The 13,041-nt window shown below is 69.4% G+C and carries 16 protein-coding genes; 10 read left to right on the forward strand and 6 right to left on the reverse strand.

What is annotated here, in order from left to right:
• Positions 1-268: 268 nt before the first annotated feature.
• The 5 genes from DCS98_RS21080 (at position 269) to DCS98_RS21100 (ending at position 3,820) form a co-directional block, all read left to right on the forward strand.
• Positions 269-916, forward strand: a complete 648-nt coding sequence (locus DCS98_RS21080) for a DsbA family protein (protein WP_116453447.1) — start codon at positions 269-271, stop codon at positions 914-916.
• Positions 897-1,562, forward strand: a complete 666-nt coding sequence (locus DCS98_RS21085) for a vitamin K epoxide reductase family protein (protein WP_116453448.1) — start codon at positions 897-899, stop codon at positions 1,560-1,562. The genes DCS98_RS21080 and DCS98_RS21085 overlap by 20 nt, the downstream gene beginning before the upstream one ends.
• Positions 1,555-2,166: a TlpA family protein disulfide reductase gene (locus DCS98_RS21090; protein WP_241038538.1), complete on the forward strand. Its 612-nt coding sequence runs from the start codon at positions 1,555-1,557 to the stop codon at positions 2,164-2,166. Before DCS98_RS21085 ends, DCS98_RS21090 begins: the two co-directional genes overlap by 8 nt.
• Entirely contained in the window at positions 2,163-2,996 is an 834-nt protein-coding gene (locus DCS98_RS21095) for a cytochrome c biogenesis CcdA family protein (RefSeq protein WP_116453449.1), read from the forward strand. The genes DCS98_RS21090 and DCS98_RS21095 overlap by 4 nt, the downstream gene beginning before the upstream one ends.
• 191 nt (positions 2,997-3,187) lie before the next feature.
• On the forward strand, positions 3,188-3,820 hold the full coding sequence (locus tag DCS98_RS21100; RefSeq protein ID WP_241038539.1) for a M23 family metallopeptidase: 633 nt from the start codon (positions 3,188-3,190) through the stop codon (positions 3,818-3,820).
• A gap of 27 nt (positions 3,821-3,847) precedes the next feature.
• On the opposite strand, the gene DCS98_RS21105 is transcribed toward DCS98_RS21100, so the two are convergent.
• Positions 3,848-4,264 (reverse strand): metalloprotease, encoded by a 417-nt coding sequence (locus DCS98_RS21105; protein WP_241038540.1) that lies wholly within the window; start codon positions 4,262-4,264, stop codon positions 3,848-3,850.
• 77 nt (positions 4,265-4,341) lie between these two features.
• Between DCS98_RS21105 and DCS98_RS21110 the strand changes: the two genes are divergently transcribed.
• The 4 genes from DCS98_RS21110 to DCS98_RS21125 all read left to right on the forward strand — a co-directional run bounded on the left by DCS98_RS21110 (position 4,342) and on the right by DCS98_RS21125 (position 7,064).
• A complete protein-coding gene (locus DCS98_RS21110) occupies positions 4,342-4,998 on the forward strand; it encodes an SCO family protein (protein WP_241038541.1) in 657 nt (218 codons plus the stop codon).
• Between the two features lie 54 nt (positions 4,999-5,052).
• Entirely contained in the window at positions 5,053-5,379 is a 327-nt protein-coding gene (locus DCS98_RS21115) for an ArsR/SmtB family transcription factor (RefSeq protein ID WP_116453450.1), read from the forward strand.
• A gap of 132 nt (positions 5,380-5,511) precedes the next feature.
• Complete coding sequence (locus tag DCS98_RS21120; RefSeq protein WP_116453451.1) at positions 5,512-6,132, forward strand: methyltransferase family protein; 621 nt, start codon at positions 5,512-5,514, stop codon at positions 6,130-6,132.
• A complete protein-coding gene (locus DCS98_RS21125) occupies positions 6,129-7,064 on the forward strand; it encodes a cation diffusion facilitator family transporter (protein ID WP_116453452.1) in 936 nt (311 codons plus the stop codon). Before DCS98_RS21120 ends, DCS98_RS21125 begins: the two co-directional genes overlap by 4 nt.
• A gap of 120 nt (positions 7,065-7,184) precedes the next feature.
• Here the strand turns inward: DCS98_RS21125 and DCS98_RS21130 are convergent, their stop codons facing one another.
• From DCS98_RS21130 to DCS98_RS21140, 3 genes are read right to left on the reverse strand one after another with little or no spacing between them, the layout of a single operon-like run.
• Positions 7,185-7,667: a plastocyanin/azurin family copper-binding protein gene (locus tag DCS98_RS21130; protein WP_241038542.1), complete on the reverse strand. Its 483-nt coding sequence runs from the start codon at positions 7,665-7,667 to the stop codon at positions 7,185-7,187.
• On the reverse strand, positions 7,664-8,608 hold the full coding sequence (locus DCS98_RS21135; RefSeq protein WP_116453453.1) for a M56 family metallopeptidase: 945 nt from the start codon (positions 8,606-8,608) through the stop codon (positions 7,664-7,666). The genes DCS98_RS21130 and DCS98_RS21135 overlap by 4 nt, the downstream gene beginning before the upstream one ends.
• Positions 8,605-8,982, reverse strand: a complete 378-nt coding sequence (locus tag DCS98_RS21140) for a BlaI/MecI/CopY family transcriptional regulator (protein WP_116453454.1) — start codon at positions 8,980-8,982, stop codon at positions 8,605-8,607. The genes DCS98_RS21135 and DCS98_RS21140 overlap by 4 nt, the downstream gene beginning before the upstream one ends.
• Positions 8,983-9,239: 257 nt before the next feature.
• Here DCS98_RS21140 and DCS98_RS21145 point away from each other — a divergent pair, with 257 nt between their 5' ends.
• Positions 9,240-10,331, forward strand: coding sequence for a hypothetical protein (locus DCS98_RS21145; RefSeq protein WP_116453455.1), 1,092 nt, complete (start codon positions 9,240-9,242; stop codon positions 10,329-10,331).
• Between the two features lie 7 nt (positions 10,332-10,338).
• On the opposite strand, the gene efeB is transcribed toward DCS98_RS21145, so the two are convergent.
• Both efeB and ccsB read right to left on the reverse strand, forming a co-directional pair.
• Positions 10,339-11,631 carry an iron uptake transporter deferrochelatase/peroxidase subunit gene (gene efeB / locus DCS98_RS21150; RefSeq protein ID WP_241038543.1) on the reverse strand — a complete coding sequence of 431 codons (1,293 nt, stop codon included), beginning with the start codon at positions 11,629-11,631 and terminating at the stop codon, positions 10,339-10,341.
• Between the two features lie 208 nt (positions 11,632-11,839).
• The gene (gene ccsB, locus DCS98_RS21155; RefSeq protein WP_116453457.1) at positions 11,840-12,838 is read right to left on the reverse strand and encodes a c-type cytochrome biogenesis protein CcsB; all 999 of its coding nucleotides are present in this window, start codon (positions 12,836-12,838) and stop codon (positions 11,840-11,842) included.
• Positions 12,839-13,041: the final 203 nt, after the last annotated feature.

A 13,041-nucleotide genomic window follows, 5' to 3' on the forward strand; every position in this document is an offset into this window, starting at 1 on the left:
CACGGTTCCGCCCTCTCCTACGCGCTACGCCTCACAACGGTGCGCGGCAGACGGCTCGGCAACTGGCCGGCCGCGACGACGACGCCACACCTCTGTGGACAGGCGACGCAGAGGGAGCCGACACTTCCGAGCCGAACACCCGCTGGCGAGCCTCCTGTATCTTCTCCTATGCAGCTTCGTAGAGTAGGCCGTCCAGGCTAGGGGGCGGGAGCTGCCCCTTGGAAGCGGTCGCGCGTCGACCCGCCGGACGGATGATCGAGGAGAGCGGTTGAGCACCAACCTGAAGGTTTCCGCCGCACTGGTAGCCGCGTTCGTCGTGGCCGTCGCGGTGTTCCTCGGAGTGGCCAACCGTGGCGACGCTCCTGGGACCACATCAGACGGAGACTCGGTCGTCGTCCGTGAGAACAGCCACCGCCTGTCGACCGCGGCCGACGGGAAGGTGACGTTGGTCGAGTTCCTCGACTTCGAGTGCGAGAGCTGCCTGGCCGCTTACCCGTTCGTCGAGCAACTGCGCGAGGACTACGACGGCCGGGTGACCTTCGTCGCGCGGTACTTCCCGATGCCAGGGCACGCCAACGCCGAGAACGCGGCCGTCGCCGTCGAGGCCGCTGCGCAGCAGGGCCGGTTCGAGGACATGTACCAGCGGATGTACGAGACCCAGGCCGAGTGGGGCGAGCAGCAAGAGTCCAAGGCCACCCTCTTCCGCACGTTCGCCGAGGAGATGGGGCTCGACATGGACGAGTACGACTCCGCGGTCGAGGATCCCGCGACGCTCGAGCGAGTGCTGCAGGACCGCGAGGACGGTCTCGCGCTGGGGGTCGAGGGCACGCCGACGTTCTTCCTCAACGGGGAGAAGGTGGAGGTCGAGACCACCGACCAGTTCATCGAGCTGATCGATGCTGCGCTCGCCGGCTGAGCGGTTCGTAGCGGCGCCTGCAGCGAAGCTGCCGGCAGCCGAAGCGGACGCGCGACCACCGGATTCTCGCGGCCTGGCCTGGCTCCTCCTCGTGGCCGGTCTTCTAGGACTCGTGGCGTCGTTCGTCCTTGCCGTCGAGAAGTACGCACTCCTGGCCGATCCGGAGTACGTGCCGACGTGCAGCCTGAACCCGGTGCTGAGCTGCGGCCCGATCATGGCGAGCCCGCAGGCCGAGGCCTTCGGGTTCCCCAACCCCCTCCTCGGGATAGCCGGATTTGCGGTCGTGGCCGCCACGGGTGCCGCTCTGTTGGCAGGTGCCCGACTCGCCGGGTGGTACTGGGCGGGTCTTCAGCTCGGCGTCACCGCCGGCGTGATCTTCGTGCACTGGCTGATCTTCAGCAGCCTCTATCGCATCGGTGCGCTCTGCCCGTACTGCATGGTCGTGTGGGCCGTGACGATCCCCGTGTTCTGGTACGTCTCCCTACGCAACGCAACGGCAGCAAGCGGTCGGTGGCGTCCTGCAGCCGCGCGCACGGTGCACGGCGCTCGGAGCCTGCACGGCGTCGTGCTCACCCTCTGGTTCCTGCTGATCGCGGCCGCGATCCTGCAGCGGTTCTGGCTGTTCTGGAGCACCTCTCTTGGCTGACATCGCCTCACGCCGCCTGGCCCTCGTCCTCTGCGCCGCCGCCACAGCTGTGTCTCTGGCGGCATGCGGCGGGGAACCCGGGAGCAACGCCAGCACGGCGACCGAGAGCTCCGGCGACTTCGACTTCGAGGGCAGCACCCCGCTCGGGAAGGTGATCCCGATCGACGCCCGGGAATCGGCGCCCGCCTTCGAGGGCGAACTGCTCGACGGGACCGAGTTCACTTCTTCGAACCTGGCAGGGGATGTCACGGTCCTGAACTTTTGGGGCTCCTGGTGTGCGCCCTGCCGGATCGAAACCCCGGAGTTCCAGGCCGTCTACGCCGACGTCTTGGACTCCGGCGTGCGGTTTCTCGGTGTCGACGTCAAGGACGACCGACAGATGGCACAGGCGTTCGTCGACTCCGTCGGGGTCACCTACCCCTCGCTCTTCGACCCCCGCGGGGAAGTAGCCATGGCGTTCCGCGGCTTCCCCGCCAACGTCGTCCCCAGCACCATCCTCATCGACCGCGCCGGCCGAGTGGCCGCGGTGTACGTCGCCGTCGTCCCTGAGGAGGACCTGCGCGGGGCCCTTGACCAGCTGGCAGCCGAGGAGACGCCACGGTGAGCGAACTGGGCGACGCGTTCGCCGGCATCGTCACCGACGGCTCCCTGCTGCTGGCCGCGGCCGTGGCCGCGCTGGTGGGCCTGATCAGCTTCGCGTCGCCGTGCGTGCTCCCGCTGGTGCCCGGCTACCTGGCTTACGTCGCAGGGCTCACCGGCGCTCAGGCCGGCATACCCGGTTCGGGAGCCCGACAGGAGGCGTCGGGCGTTGCCGAACCCGGGACCACCCTCACGACGCCTCGTGATCAACGGCGGCGAGTAACCCTTGGCGCCTTGCTCTTCGTGCTGGGGTTCACCGTCGTGTTCGTGTCGTTCGGCGCACTCTTCGGCGGCCTCGGGCGACTTCTGTACGAATGGGCGCCGCTGCTGACGCGACTGATGGGCGTTGTCACCATCCTCATGGGGCTGGCCTTCCTCGGCGGCCTTCACTGGCTGCAGCGCGAGCGGCGCATCACCCGCCGACCACCGGCCGGCCTCGTCGGCGCACCCGTCCTCGGTGTCGTCTTCGGCCTCGGCTGGACTCCGTGCCTCGGCCCGACGTTGTCGGCGGTCAATTCGCTGGCCTACGCGGAGGCTTCAGCCGGTCGAGGCGCAATCCTGGGCCTCGCGTACTGCCTCGGTCTCGGCGTTCCATTCGTGCTCGTAGCCCTGGGCGCCCGGCGCGCGCTCACGCTGTCCGCCTGGGCCCGGCGCCATGCTCCAACCGTCATGCGGATCGGTGGCATCCTGCTCATCGTTCTCGGCGTCCTACTGGTCACCGGTGCCTGGGACTCGATCATGATGTGGCTCCGCTCCTGGCTGGCTGCCACGGGCTTCGGGACCTCGTCCTTCTGAGCCTCGTGGGACTTCTGTGACAGGACACGCGCACTACTAAGCAGCTTCGGGGACCGAGCGGTGACCATCTGCTGTCATTGGCTCGATACACAACGAGGACGACGCGAGTCACGGGAGTCAGCCGAGTGCGCATGCCGCGGCCTGCACGACTGGGGCGACGCCCCGCACCGGGGCTCCGGCAGCGACCCCGCTTGCTCCTGAGCACGGTCGTCGTCGGCGGTATCGCCGCGAGCCTCGTCGAGGGCAACTGGTGGCTCGACACGCCCGTCGCCCACGCGCACGACGCGCCCGCCAACACGATCCTCGGCAGTGACGGCACCGCGGACGTTCTCGCCGAGTTCGATGCCCGGCCCCAGATCGCTGCCGCGGAGGTCGCGGCACGCAGTCAAGAACTGGCGGCGTCCCGGGCGGCCCGCGAGGAAGCTGCCCGACCGAAGGCCGTCATGCCCGTCGAGGGGCGTCTCACCAGTGCCTACGGGCGTCGATGGGGCGGGATGCACTACGGACTCGACATCGCGGCACCGATGCTGACGCCGGAGTACGCGGCCGCCGACGGCGTGGTTCTGCGGGCCGGTTCGGCTTCGGGGTTCGGCCTGGCCGTCTACATTCTCCACGACAACGGAGACGTCACCGTCTACGGCCACATGGAGCGGATCCTGGTCGAGGCCGGCCAGACCGTCCGGGCCGGCGACACGATCGCCCTCCTGGGCAACCGGGGCCAGTCGACAGGGCCGCACCTGCATTTCGAGGTGTTCGAGGGGGGCCTGGACGGGCGTCGCGCCGATCCTGCGGCCTGGCTTGGCGAACGCGGTGTGGACATCTAGCCGACGGCTCGTCCACCACCCAGCCCGTCAGTTGCGGCGCTGGCGCAGCACCTGCTCGTTGAGCCCGGCGAGGTAGGCGTTGTAAGCAGCGAGGTCCGGATCCCCGGTCGTGTCGATGCGAGCCGGCCGATAGAGGACCAGCGACGATCCTGGCTCCTCAGCGTCCGGGTCGCGCTCGAGCTCCATCCGCATCATCTTCGTGTAGAACCACAGCCCCATCAGGCCGTAGACCGGCCACTGAAAGGCGTACGACGTGTTCTGCGCGTTCCACCCGCGGGCCGCCGACCGCTCCCACTGCCACCACCCCAGTTGCAGGGTGGCCACGAACAACAGCAGGACGACGGCGTGCATGAGCAGGTACCAAGGGCGCAGCAGGCGCGGCCAGTAGAGCGGCGAGCCGGTCGCAGTCTCCGACCCGTCGTCCCGCATCTCCGACTCGCCCATGATGATCATCTCCGTCAGCCGCTCACCGCCGTCGGCCCCTCGCCCTCGCCGAACCGGTCAGCACCTAGACTACTAACGTGCTTAGGCGACGCCCTCTCCGCGCAGTGCTCACCGGCCTCGCCACGGCGGCGATGGCCGCCGTACTGCTCGGCTGCAGCAGTACGGACGCCGCCGACCACGGCGAGGGGCACGTCGCGACGGTGTCCGGCGGAGGCGACGCCGGGCCGTACGCCGGCCGCGAGATCAGCGACCCGAAGCCCCGGCCGGAGTTCACGCTGACGGCCCAAGACGGCACGTCGTTCGACTTCGCCGCTCAGACCGCGGGTCGGCCCACGTTGCTCTTCTTCGGGTATGCGAACTGCCCGGACGTGTGCCCGACGACGATGGCGGATGTCGCCCTCGCCCTCCAGTCGGTCCCCATCGAGGTCGCCCAGCGCACGCAGGTGGTCTTCGTGACCACCGACCCGGCCCGGGACACGGCCGAGTTCCTCGGTGAATACCTCGCCCGGTTCGACCAGGGGCTGCCCAACCGCTTCATCGGCCTCACCGGCACACAGGCCGAGGTGGAGAACGCCCAGACCGTGGCCGACGTGCCGCTCGCCGAGGGCGACGGAACGATGCACGCGACGAGCCTCTACCTGTACGGCGCCGACGACCTGGCCCGCGTCATGTTCTCGGCCGGGGATACCCAGGACGAGATCGCACAGGACCTCGAGACGGTGGCCGCCGCCTGATGGGATGAGACAGGTCTTGCTGTATTCAGCCTCGGCTGTATTGTCGGCAACGTGATGCCAGTCCTGCATGCCGAAGTGCTCGCCCGCTTCGGTCACGCTCTCTCCGACCCGACACGCACCCGGCTGCTGCTAGCCCTGCGCGAAGGGCCCGGCTATCCCTCGGAACTCGCGGAACTGCTGGGTGTCACGCGGCAGAACCTCTCGAACCACTTGGCGTGCCTTCGCGGCTGCGGACTCGTCGTCACGATCCCGGAGGGCAGGCGCTCCCGCTACGAACTGGCGGACCCGCGGCTCGCCCACGCGCTCGGCGACCTGCTGGGCGTCGTACTCGCCGTCGACCCGGACGCCTGCAACACCCCTGAGACGGCGGAGGGCTGCTGATGAGCGCCAGCTCCCGCGGCGGCGGGGAGACACGTCCTGCTCCCCCGCCTCGGTGCTTCCCCGCTCCACCCGGAGCGGCGATGCCGACTGCTCACCGGCGTGCGACCGCTTCACGCACGGGAAGGCCGCGCGATGACCGTCATCGCCCTCATCGTCTATCTGGCCGGGCTCGCACTGGCGTTCGGGGTGCGCACCTGGCTGCAGATCCGCCGCACGGGCAGTTCGGGCTTCCACGGCATCTCCGGCACGCCCGGCTCTCTGCGTTGGTGGGCAGGCGTCCTCTTCGTCGTTTCGCTCATCCTGGGGGCGTCGGCACTTGTTCTGGCGGTCATGGACCTGGTTCCCGCGTCGGCTGAACTCGACGACTGGGCCATCGCCGGACTGGTCGTCGCGGTGACGGGCTCCCTCGGTGTGCTGGCAGCGCAGACCGGCATGGGGGCGTCGTGGCGGATCGGCGTGAAGGAGACCGAGCGCACCGACCTGGTGACCGATGGCTGGTTCGCTGTCGTCCGCAATCCGATCTTCACGGCCATGGTGGCCGTCCAGATCGGTCTCGCCCTGATGGTGCCCACCTGGCTTTCCCTCGCGGCGCTCGCCTGCCTGACCGTGGCCGTCGAACTGCAGGTCCGGCTCATCGAGGAGCCCTACCTGTTGCAGGTCCACGGCACCACCTACCGCGACTACGCGGGGAGGACTGGCCGGTTCGTACCCGGCATCGGGCGGCTCAGCCAGAAGAGGGTAGCGGCCCGATGAGCGGCGGGCACTCGCACGACCACGGTGGCGGCGGCGCGAAAACGGCCGACCACCGTCGGCGGCTCGTCATCGTCCTCGCACTGACGGGGACGGTGCTGGTCGTGGAGGTGATCGGCGCCCTGGTCTCCGGCAGCCTCGCGCTCCTCGCCGACGCGGGCCACATGCTCACCGACACCGCCGGCCTCGTGATCGCGCTGATTGCCGCAACGCTTGCGCTGCGACCGGCGACGCCGAGGCGCACCTGGGGCTATCGGAGGGCGGAAGTCCTGGGCGCCACGCTGCAGGCTGCGGCGCTCCTGGCGGTCGGCGCCTATGTACTGATCGAAGGCGTCCGCCGGCTGTTCGAGCCCGAGGAGATCGCGACCACGGCAGTTCTCATCTTTGGGGTCGTCGGCCTGGTGGCGAACGCAATCGGCATCTTCATCCTCACGCGGGGCGGCCGCAGCTCGAACGTCAACATGCGGGCCGCCTTCCTGGAGGTTCTCAACGACACGCTCGGCTCGGTCGCCGTCCTGGTCTCCGCCGTCGTCATCATGCTGAGCGGGTGGCAGCAGGCGGACGCGGTCGCATCCATCTTCATCGCGATCCTGATCATTCCGCGGACCCTCAAGCTGCTCAGGGAGACGGTGTCCGTCCTCCTCGAGTCCACACCGCCGGGGCTCGACCTCGGCAAGGTTCGCGACCACCTCCTGGGTGTGCCACACGTGCTCGACGTGCACGACCTGCACGCCTCGCAGATCACCAGCGAGCTGCCCGTGCTCACCGCGCACGTGGTCATCGAGGACTCCTGCTTCCAGGACGGGCACGCGCCCCAGGTCCTGGACCAGCTGCAGGCATGCCTGTCCGAGCACTTTCCGGTCAGCGTGGAGCACTCGACCTTCCAGCTGGAGACGTCGACCCACCTGTCACACGAGGCCGCCGCGCACCACTGAGCGTCGGCCAACGGCTGCGCCCGGCGCCGATCCGCCTCAGCGTGCCCACCACGGCTCGACGGCAGATGAAGATGCGGGTCGGCCCTCATGGCCATGGCGCTGCAACAGCACGCCCGTACTTCAGGCAGCGGTGACTGTCATCGTGCCGATCTGACCAAGGGCGACGTGGAACGAGCACTCGTACTGGTAGTCCCCGGGCTGCTCGACGGCGAACTCGACGGTCTCGCGCTCACCGGGCGCCACGATGGGGATCTCTTCCTCGATCTCCGCCGGCCCGCGGCCGGGTGTGAAACGGATGTTGTGCGTCAGCTCCTTGGCTTCGCTGGTCAACGTGAGCCGCACCCGGCCGGTCGTCACCGCGAAGGCGGACGGCCGGAAATCGTAGTCGTCCTGCACCAGGACGGTGATCTCCTGCGTCCCGTCGGGGGCCACCGTCACCTGGCCTGCGGATGCCGCGTCGTTGGTATCGCCCGATTCCTGCTCGGGATCGTCGCCACAGGCGGCCAGTGCCAGCGCGCCGGCTCCCGCGAGGCCGGTGAGCAGGACTGCTCGCCTACTCAGGTTGGAGGGACTAGATCCCAGCGCATTCCGCTGGCTCGTCACGTGATGTTGCAGAGGTCGCTGAGGGCGGCACAGAAGGCCGGATAGCCGGCGATCAGCAGAGGTGCTGCCACCACAGCCATGGCCCCGAAGACCGCAACGCGGTACCGCCAGGGCTCCAGAGGCGGCTGCGGCGAGAGAAGGCGGGCGATCCGGACGACGGCAGCGTCCTGCGCCATCGCCATGGCGGCGGCTGGCGCCTTCATCTCGGCCAGACTGACGATGGCGGATGCCAGGTCCACCCGGTTGACGCGACGCAGGGCGGCATCATCCGCGAGCAGTTCGATCAACTCGCGGGTCTCCTGGGTAGCCACTTGGAACAAGCGGATGCCCGGGAAGGCGCGGGCCAGGATCTGGGACAGGGCGACGGCCAGGTTGTGGTGCCCGCGGAGATGGGCTGCCTCGTGCGCCAGCACGCCGTTCAGCTCATCGCGCGACAGGTGGTCGAGCGCGCCGCGCGTGACCACGATCTGAGCTCGGCGTCCGGGAACGCAGAAGGCGGCAGGCGCCGCCGAGTCGAGCACACTGACGCCCAGCCCGGAGTCGGTTTCGGTGACGAGGCGCAGCGAGCGGTGGAGACGGCGGCGGGTTCGCCAGCTGCCCAGAAGCACGCGGGCGCCGGTGAGCCCGACCCAGAGCGGAACCGCCCCGGCGAGGAACGTGCCGAGCAGCTTGGTGGGCAAGAACTGTGAGCTGCCGTACGAGGTAGCGACACTCGTCGCGCAGGCCTGGATGAGTGCTCCGAGGTCACCGGCCAGGACAGTGATGGGGATCAGCAACGTCACACCGGCCAGGACAACGGCGGCCACCGCGCTGACCGTCATCGCCTGCCAGGCGATGATCGCCAGCCGCGGCGCCTGCTGCACCCAGGTCGCCGCCGCCAGCCGCGGGCCGACGACCAGGATCGCCGCCGCGACGGACAGCAGACCCAGGCTGGCGATCATGAGCGGCTGCCCCGTGCCTGACGACGCGCAGCTTCCACTGCGGATCGGAGCTGGGCAACACTGTCGGAGTCCAGATCGGCGACGAAGTGCATGAGCACTTCCTGGCGGTCCCCGGACTCGGCGAGCACGTCCTGCAGCAAGGCGGCGGCATGTTCGGCACGGGTACGGACCGGACGGTAGAGCCAGGCGCGCCCGCTCATCTCGCGGGTGAGCTGACCTTTGCGGTGAAGGTTGTCCATGACGGTCATGACGGTGGTGTAGGCGAGCTGTCGTGAAGCGCTGAGTGCGGCCAGTACGTCCCGGACGGTGGCCGGCTCTCCTCGCTCCCACAGCTCGCGCATGATGGCGGCCTCGAGGTCTCCGAACGGTCGCATGGGCCCTACTTTCTCTCGCCGCACGCCGTGCGCGGAAAGCGGCCCGGCGTCAGCTCGTGGCCATCGCTACTGCGGTCTACGAGCAAGTTTAGGAGATTCGCTCGCCGGGCCTTGCAGGCCGCCCGGCACAGAGCACGGGCGGAACGCGTCCCGCCTCACTTGACTCGACTGTCGCATCTGACCGCACGGTCCCGCGCTCGCCATGCAGGGTCGGCCGGCTCAACGTCCAACGCGTCCAGCACGCCTACGGTGTCGGGGTGGCATCGCGATCCGTCCGGGGTGTGCTCGCCCGCATCTCCTTGGTGGCGTCCGCCGTCGTCGCGCTGGCGCTGGCCGGGGCCGGGCCAGCGGCGGCCCACACCGACCGGGGCGTAGCCGGGAGCAACTACGCAGGCCGCGTGCTCACCATCTCGGAACCGATGCCGGGCGTCAGCGTGCAGGTCACGGAGTTCGGCGACAGCCTCGAACTGCTCAACGGGTCATCGGTGACGGTCACCGTGTACGGCTACTCCGACGAGGAGTACCTCCGCATCGGACCGGACGGCGTCTGGCGCAACGCCAACAGCCCGGCGACCTACATCAACCTTCGCCGGGACGGCGTCACGGACCTGCCCCCGAACGCCGACCCCCGGGCGACACCGGACTGGCAGCAGGTGTCCACGCAGCCCGAGTACTCCTGGCACGACCACCGCACGCACTGGATGTCATCCACCCTCCCGCCGCAGGTCGCCGCCGATCAGGACTCCCACCACACCGTCTTCGAGTGGCAGGTGCCGCTCGCCTACGGCGACGCGGCCGTACTCGTCGAGGGGGAACTGACCTGGTCACCACCGCCCAGCAAGGCGCTGTGGTGGCCCGTCTACCTGCTCATCCCGGTCGCGGGGCTGATGGCCGGGCTGCGCGGCCGCACGGCACGGCCGCTCGCCGCGCTACTGACCGCGTCCGCAGGAGCAGCTGTCTGGCACCTGCTGGCCACGCCTCAATCGGGTCTTACCGCGGTAGACCGGGCGCTGTCCCTGGGCGCCGCGTCACTTCCCGCAATAGTGCTCGTCGCCGTGACGGCCGTAGGCGTCCGCGCAGCCGTGAGCGGCAAGGACCTCCTGGCGGCGATGCTCTCGGGCCTGGTCGGCTTCATGCTGCTCGTCCAGGGCCTGCCCGACGTCGATGTCCTGTGGGGCGCCAACGTCATCACCGGCGGGCCCGTCGCGATAGCCCGTCTCAGCGCGGCCCTGCTCATCTTCGGTGGTGTGGGTCTGATGGCGGGCGCAACGGTGGCGGTCCGCAGGTTCCGTCCCGCCGTCCCCTCGAGCAGCGACCAACAGCAGGCCGAGCGGGCAAGGACTGCCTGAGCCCGGGTCAGGGTTCGAACAGGGCCCTGCCCCACCAGTCGTCGTCCTCACGGACCCCGGGCGGACAGGCGAAGACGGCGGACGACGTGTGCTGGATGAACCGGTTGAGCGCGTCGGCTGCCAGGTTGCGCTGCACCTGGACGAAGCCGCGCTCCGGGTTGCGCTGATAGGCGATGAAGAACAGGCCTGCGTCGAGACGACCGGCCGCGTCCGTGCCGTCGACGAAGCTGTATCCACGCCGCAGCATGGCCGTACCGGCGTTGGCGGGATGCGACAGGAAGACGTGCGAGTCCCGCGGGATGGCCGGGGCACCGCGCCGGACGGCGGCGAAGTCGGTCGGATCGAACTCTCCCCGCTGACCCAGCGGCGCGCCCGCGGTCTTCGTGCGTCCGATGACCGCCTCCTGGTGCGACGCGGGCACCTGGTCCCAGTCCTCGATCAGCATGCGGATCCGGCGGGTGACGAGATAGGAGCCGCCTGCCAGCCAGGCTGCGTCGTCCTCCCCCACCCACAGGAACTGATCGAGTGCGCTGCCGTTCTCGGCCTTCAGGTTGGCCGTGCCGTCCTTGAAGCCCAGGAGGTTGCGGGGCGTGGCCTGCGCCGTACTGGTGGACGATGTGCGACCAAATCCGAGCTGTGTCCAACGAACACGCACGACGCCGGCGCCCAGCCGCACCAGGTTGCGCACGGCGTGCACAGCGACCTGGGGGTCGTTGGCGCACGCCTGGACGCACAGGTCTCCCCCGCTGATGGCTGGATCGAGCACGTCGCCGGGGAAGATCGGCAACTCGGCGAGGGGTTCCGGGCGGCGACCCGCGAGTCCGAAACGATCGGCGCGGTCGGCCGTCATGAAAAGCGTTGGTCCGAAACCGACGGTCAGTGTGAGGCCGGATGGTGGGAGCCCCTGAGCCTCACCGGTGTCATGCGGGCCGACGTCCTCACCGGCGGTCAGTCGCCGGGCGGCCTCCGTCCACGCCATCAGCATGGCCACGAGTTCTTCACGGCTGTCAGTCACGACGTCAAACGCGACGAAGTGCAGCCGGTCCTGCGCTGGCGTCACGATGCCCGCCTGATGACGTCCGGTGAACTCGACCGGCGCGGTGGAGTCCGGAGCTGCCGATGACAACCCGACCGGCGACGACGGCACTGCAGCCGTCGCGCGACCGAGCACTCCCCCGACACCCCCGGATGCCAGGACTCCGGCGGTCCCGAGACCAGCCAGGCCGAACAGCCTTCGTCGCGACAGGCCCCGCTCCTGCTCCCCCGCCGGCTGGTCGGCCGGTTCAGGGTCGTCCGTCACGACAGATCCCAGGGGCGCAGAGAGCTCAGCGGTGGAGGACACATCTCTGCACAGGCTACTAGCCGAGATAGGAGGCATCGGCGCGCCGCACCGGACGGTTCCGCGGGGCGCACAGCGAGGCAGCAGGCGTCGTCCGGTCGGCGAGCACGCCGTTGGCGACGACGACGCCCTGGCGACCTCGTGCCGAGCACGCTGGACCGGGCAGGTCCTATTCGACGCCGCCGTAGGAGTGCAGGCCCGTCGAGACGAGGTTCACGAAGAGCAGGTTGAACACCAGGCTGGCGAAGGCTAGGAGGTTGATCCAGGCCGCCGGCTTACCGCGCCACCCGGCGGTCGTACGGGCATGCAGGTACACGGCGTACAGCACCCAGGAGATGAAGGCCCATGTCTCCTTGGGGTCCCAGCCCCAGAAGCGACCCCACGCGCTCTCGGCCCAGATTGCCCCGGCGATGACGGCGAATGTCCAGATCGGAAAGCCGAAGACGGCGGTGCGGTGCGCGACGCGGTCCAGCGCCGCCACCGTCGGCAGCCTGCCCGCGAGTCCTGTCCGAGGCCGGGCGTCGTCGTCCGGGTTCCGCTTCTCATGGCGGATCCGGACGAGATAGAGGGCGCTGGCTACCCCACTGACCATGAAGATCCCGAAGGAGATGATGGCCGCGGAGACGTGCACTGCGAGCCAGTCCGACCGAAGCGCTGCGATCAACGGACCGGCGGCGGCGTACAGGTAGAGACCGATCAACGCCAGGCCGAAAATCGCAAGGCCGAGGACGAAGGCGCCGATGCGGCGCACTCCAGGGACTCGTGTCGCTACCACGAGGTAGGCGACGACGCCGATGAGCACCGACGCCGTTCCGAACTCGTACATGTTGCCCCAGGGGACCCGGCCCGTGGCAGCGCTCCGGGTGACGAGCACCCCCGCGTGGAGCACTGCGCCCAACGCTGTCAGCGCCAGACCCGCCAGCCCCCACCGATGCGTCGACGCGCTCCTCGCGTTCGGCGGCGGGGACTCCTCACCGATCCGGCGCTCGGCCCTCGGCAACGAAGCGCCGACAGGCACCTCGACAGTGGCGGGGTGCCTGCTGGCCCGCACGCTGCCGTGGCGCCCGAAGGCCAGTTCGGCACTGAACATCAGCACCGCAATCGAATAGACGGCGATGGCGGCGCTGAACAGCGAGTCCGACATTGCGGACCACTCAGCGGGAGTCATGGCGGGCCTTTCCTTGCCGGGTGGCGCTACCTGTCGGTTTGCGAAGCGGGTGACCGAAGTCTGAGCGTGCGGCCGGTGCGGCGCCTGCAGTCACCGCCCAGGATCCCGGGTCACGCCCGCTGCTCGTAGCGGAGCAGCGGCCGGTCTGGCACTGTCTACTAGAGCAGCTAGTAGCGTGTCCAACCGGCCGTACTGGCCGGAGG

This window comes from Blastococcus litoris (assembly GCF_003075095.1).
Lineage (GTDB): Bacteria > Actinomycetota > Actinomycetes > Mycobacteriales > Geodermatophilaceae > Blastococcus_B > Blastococcus_B litoris.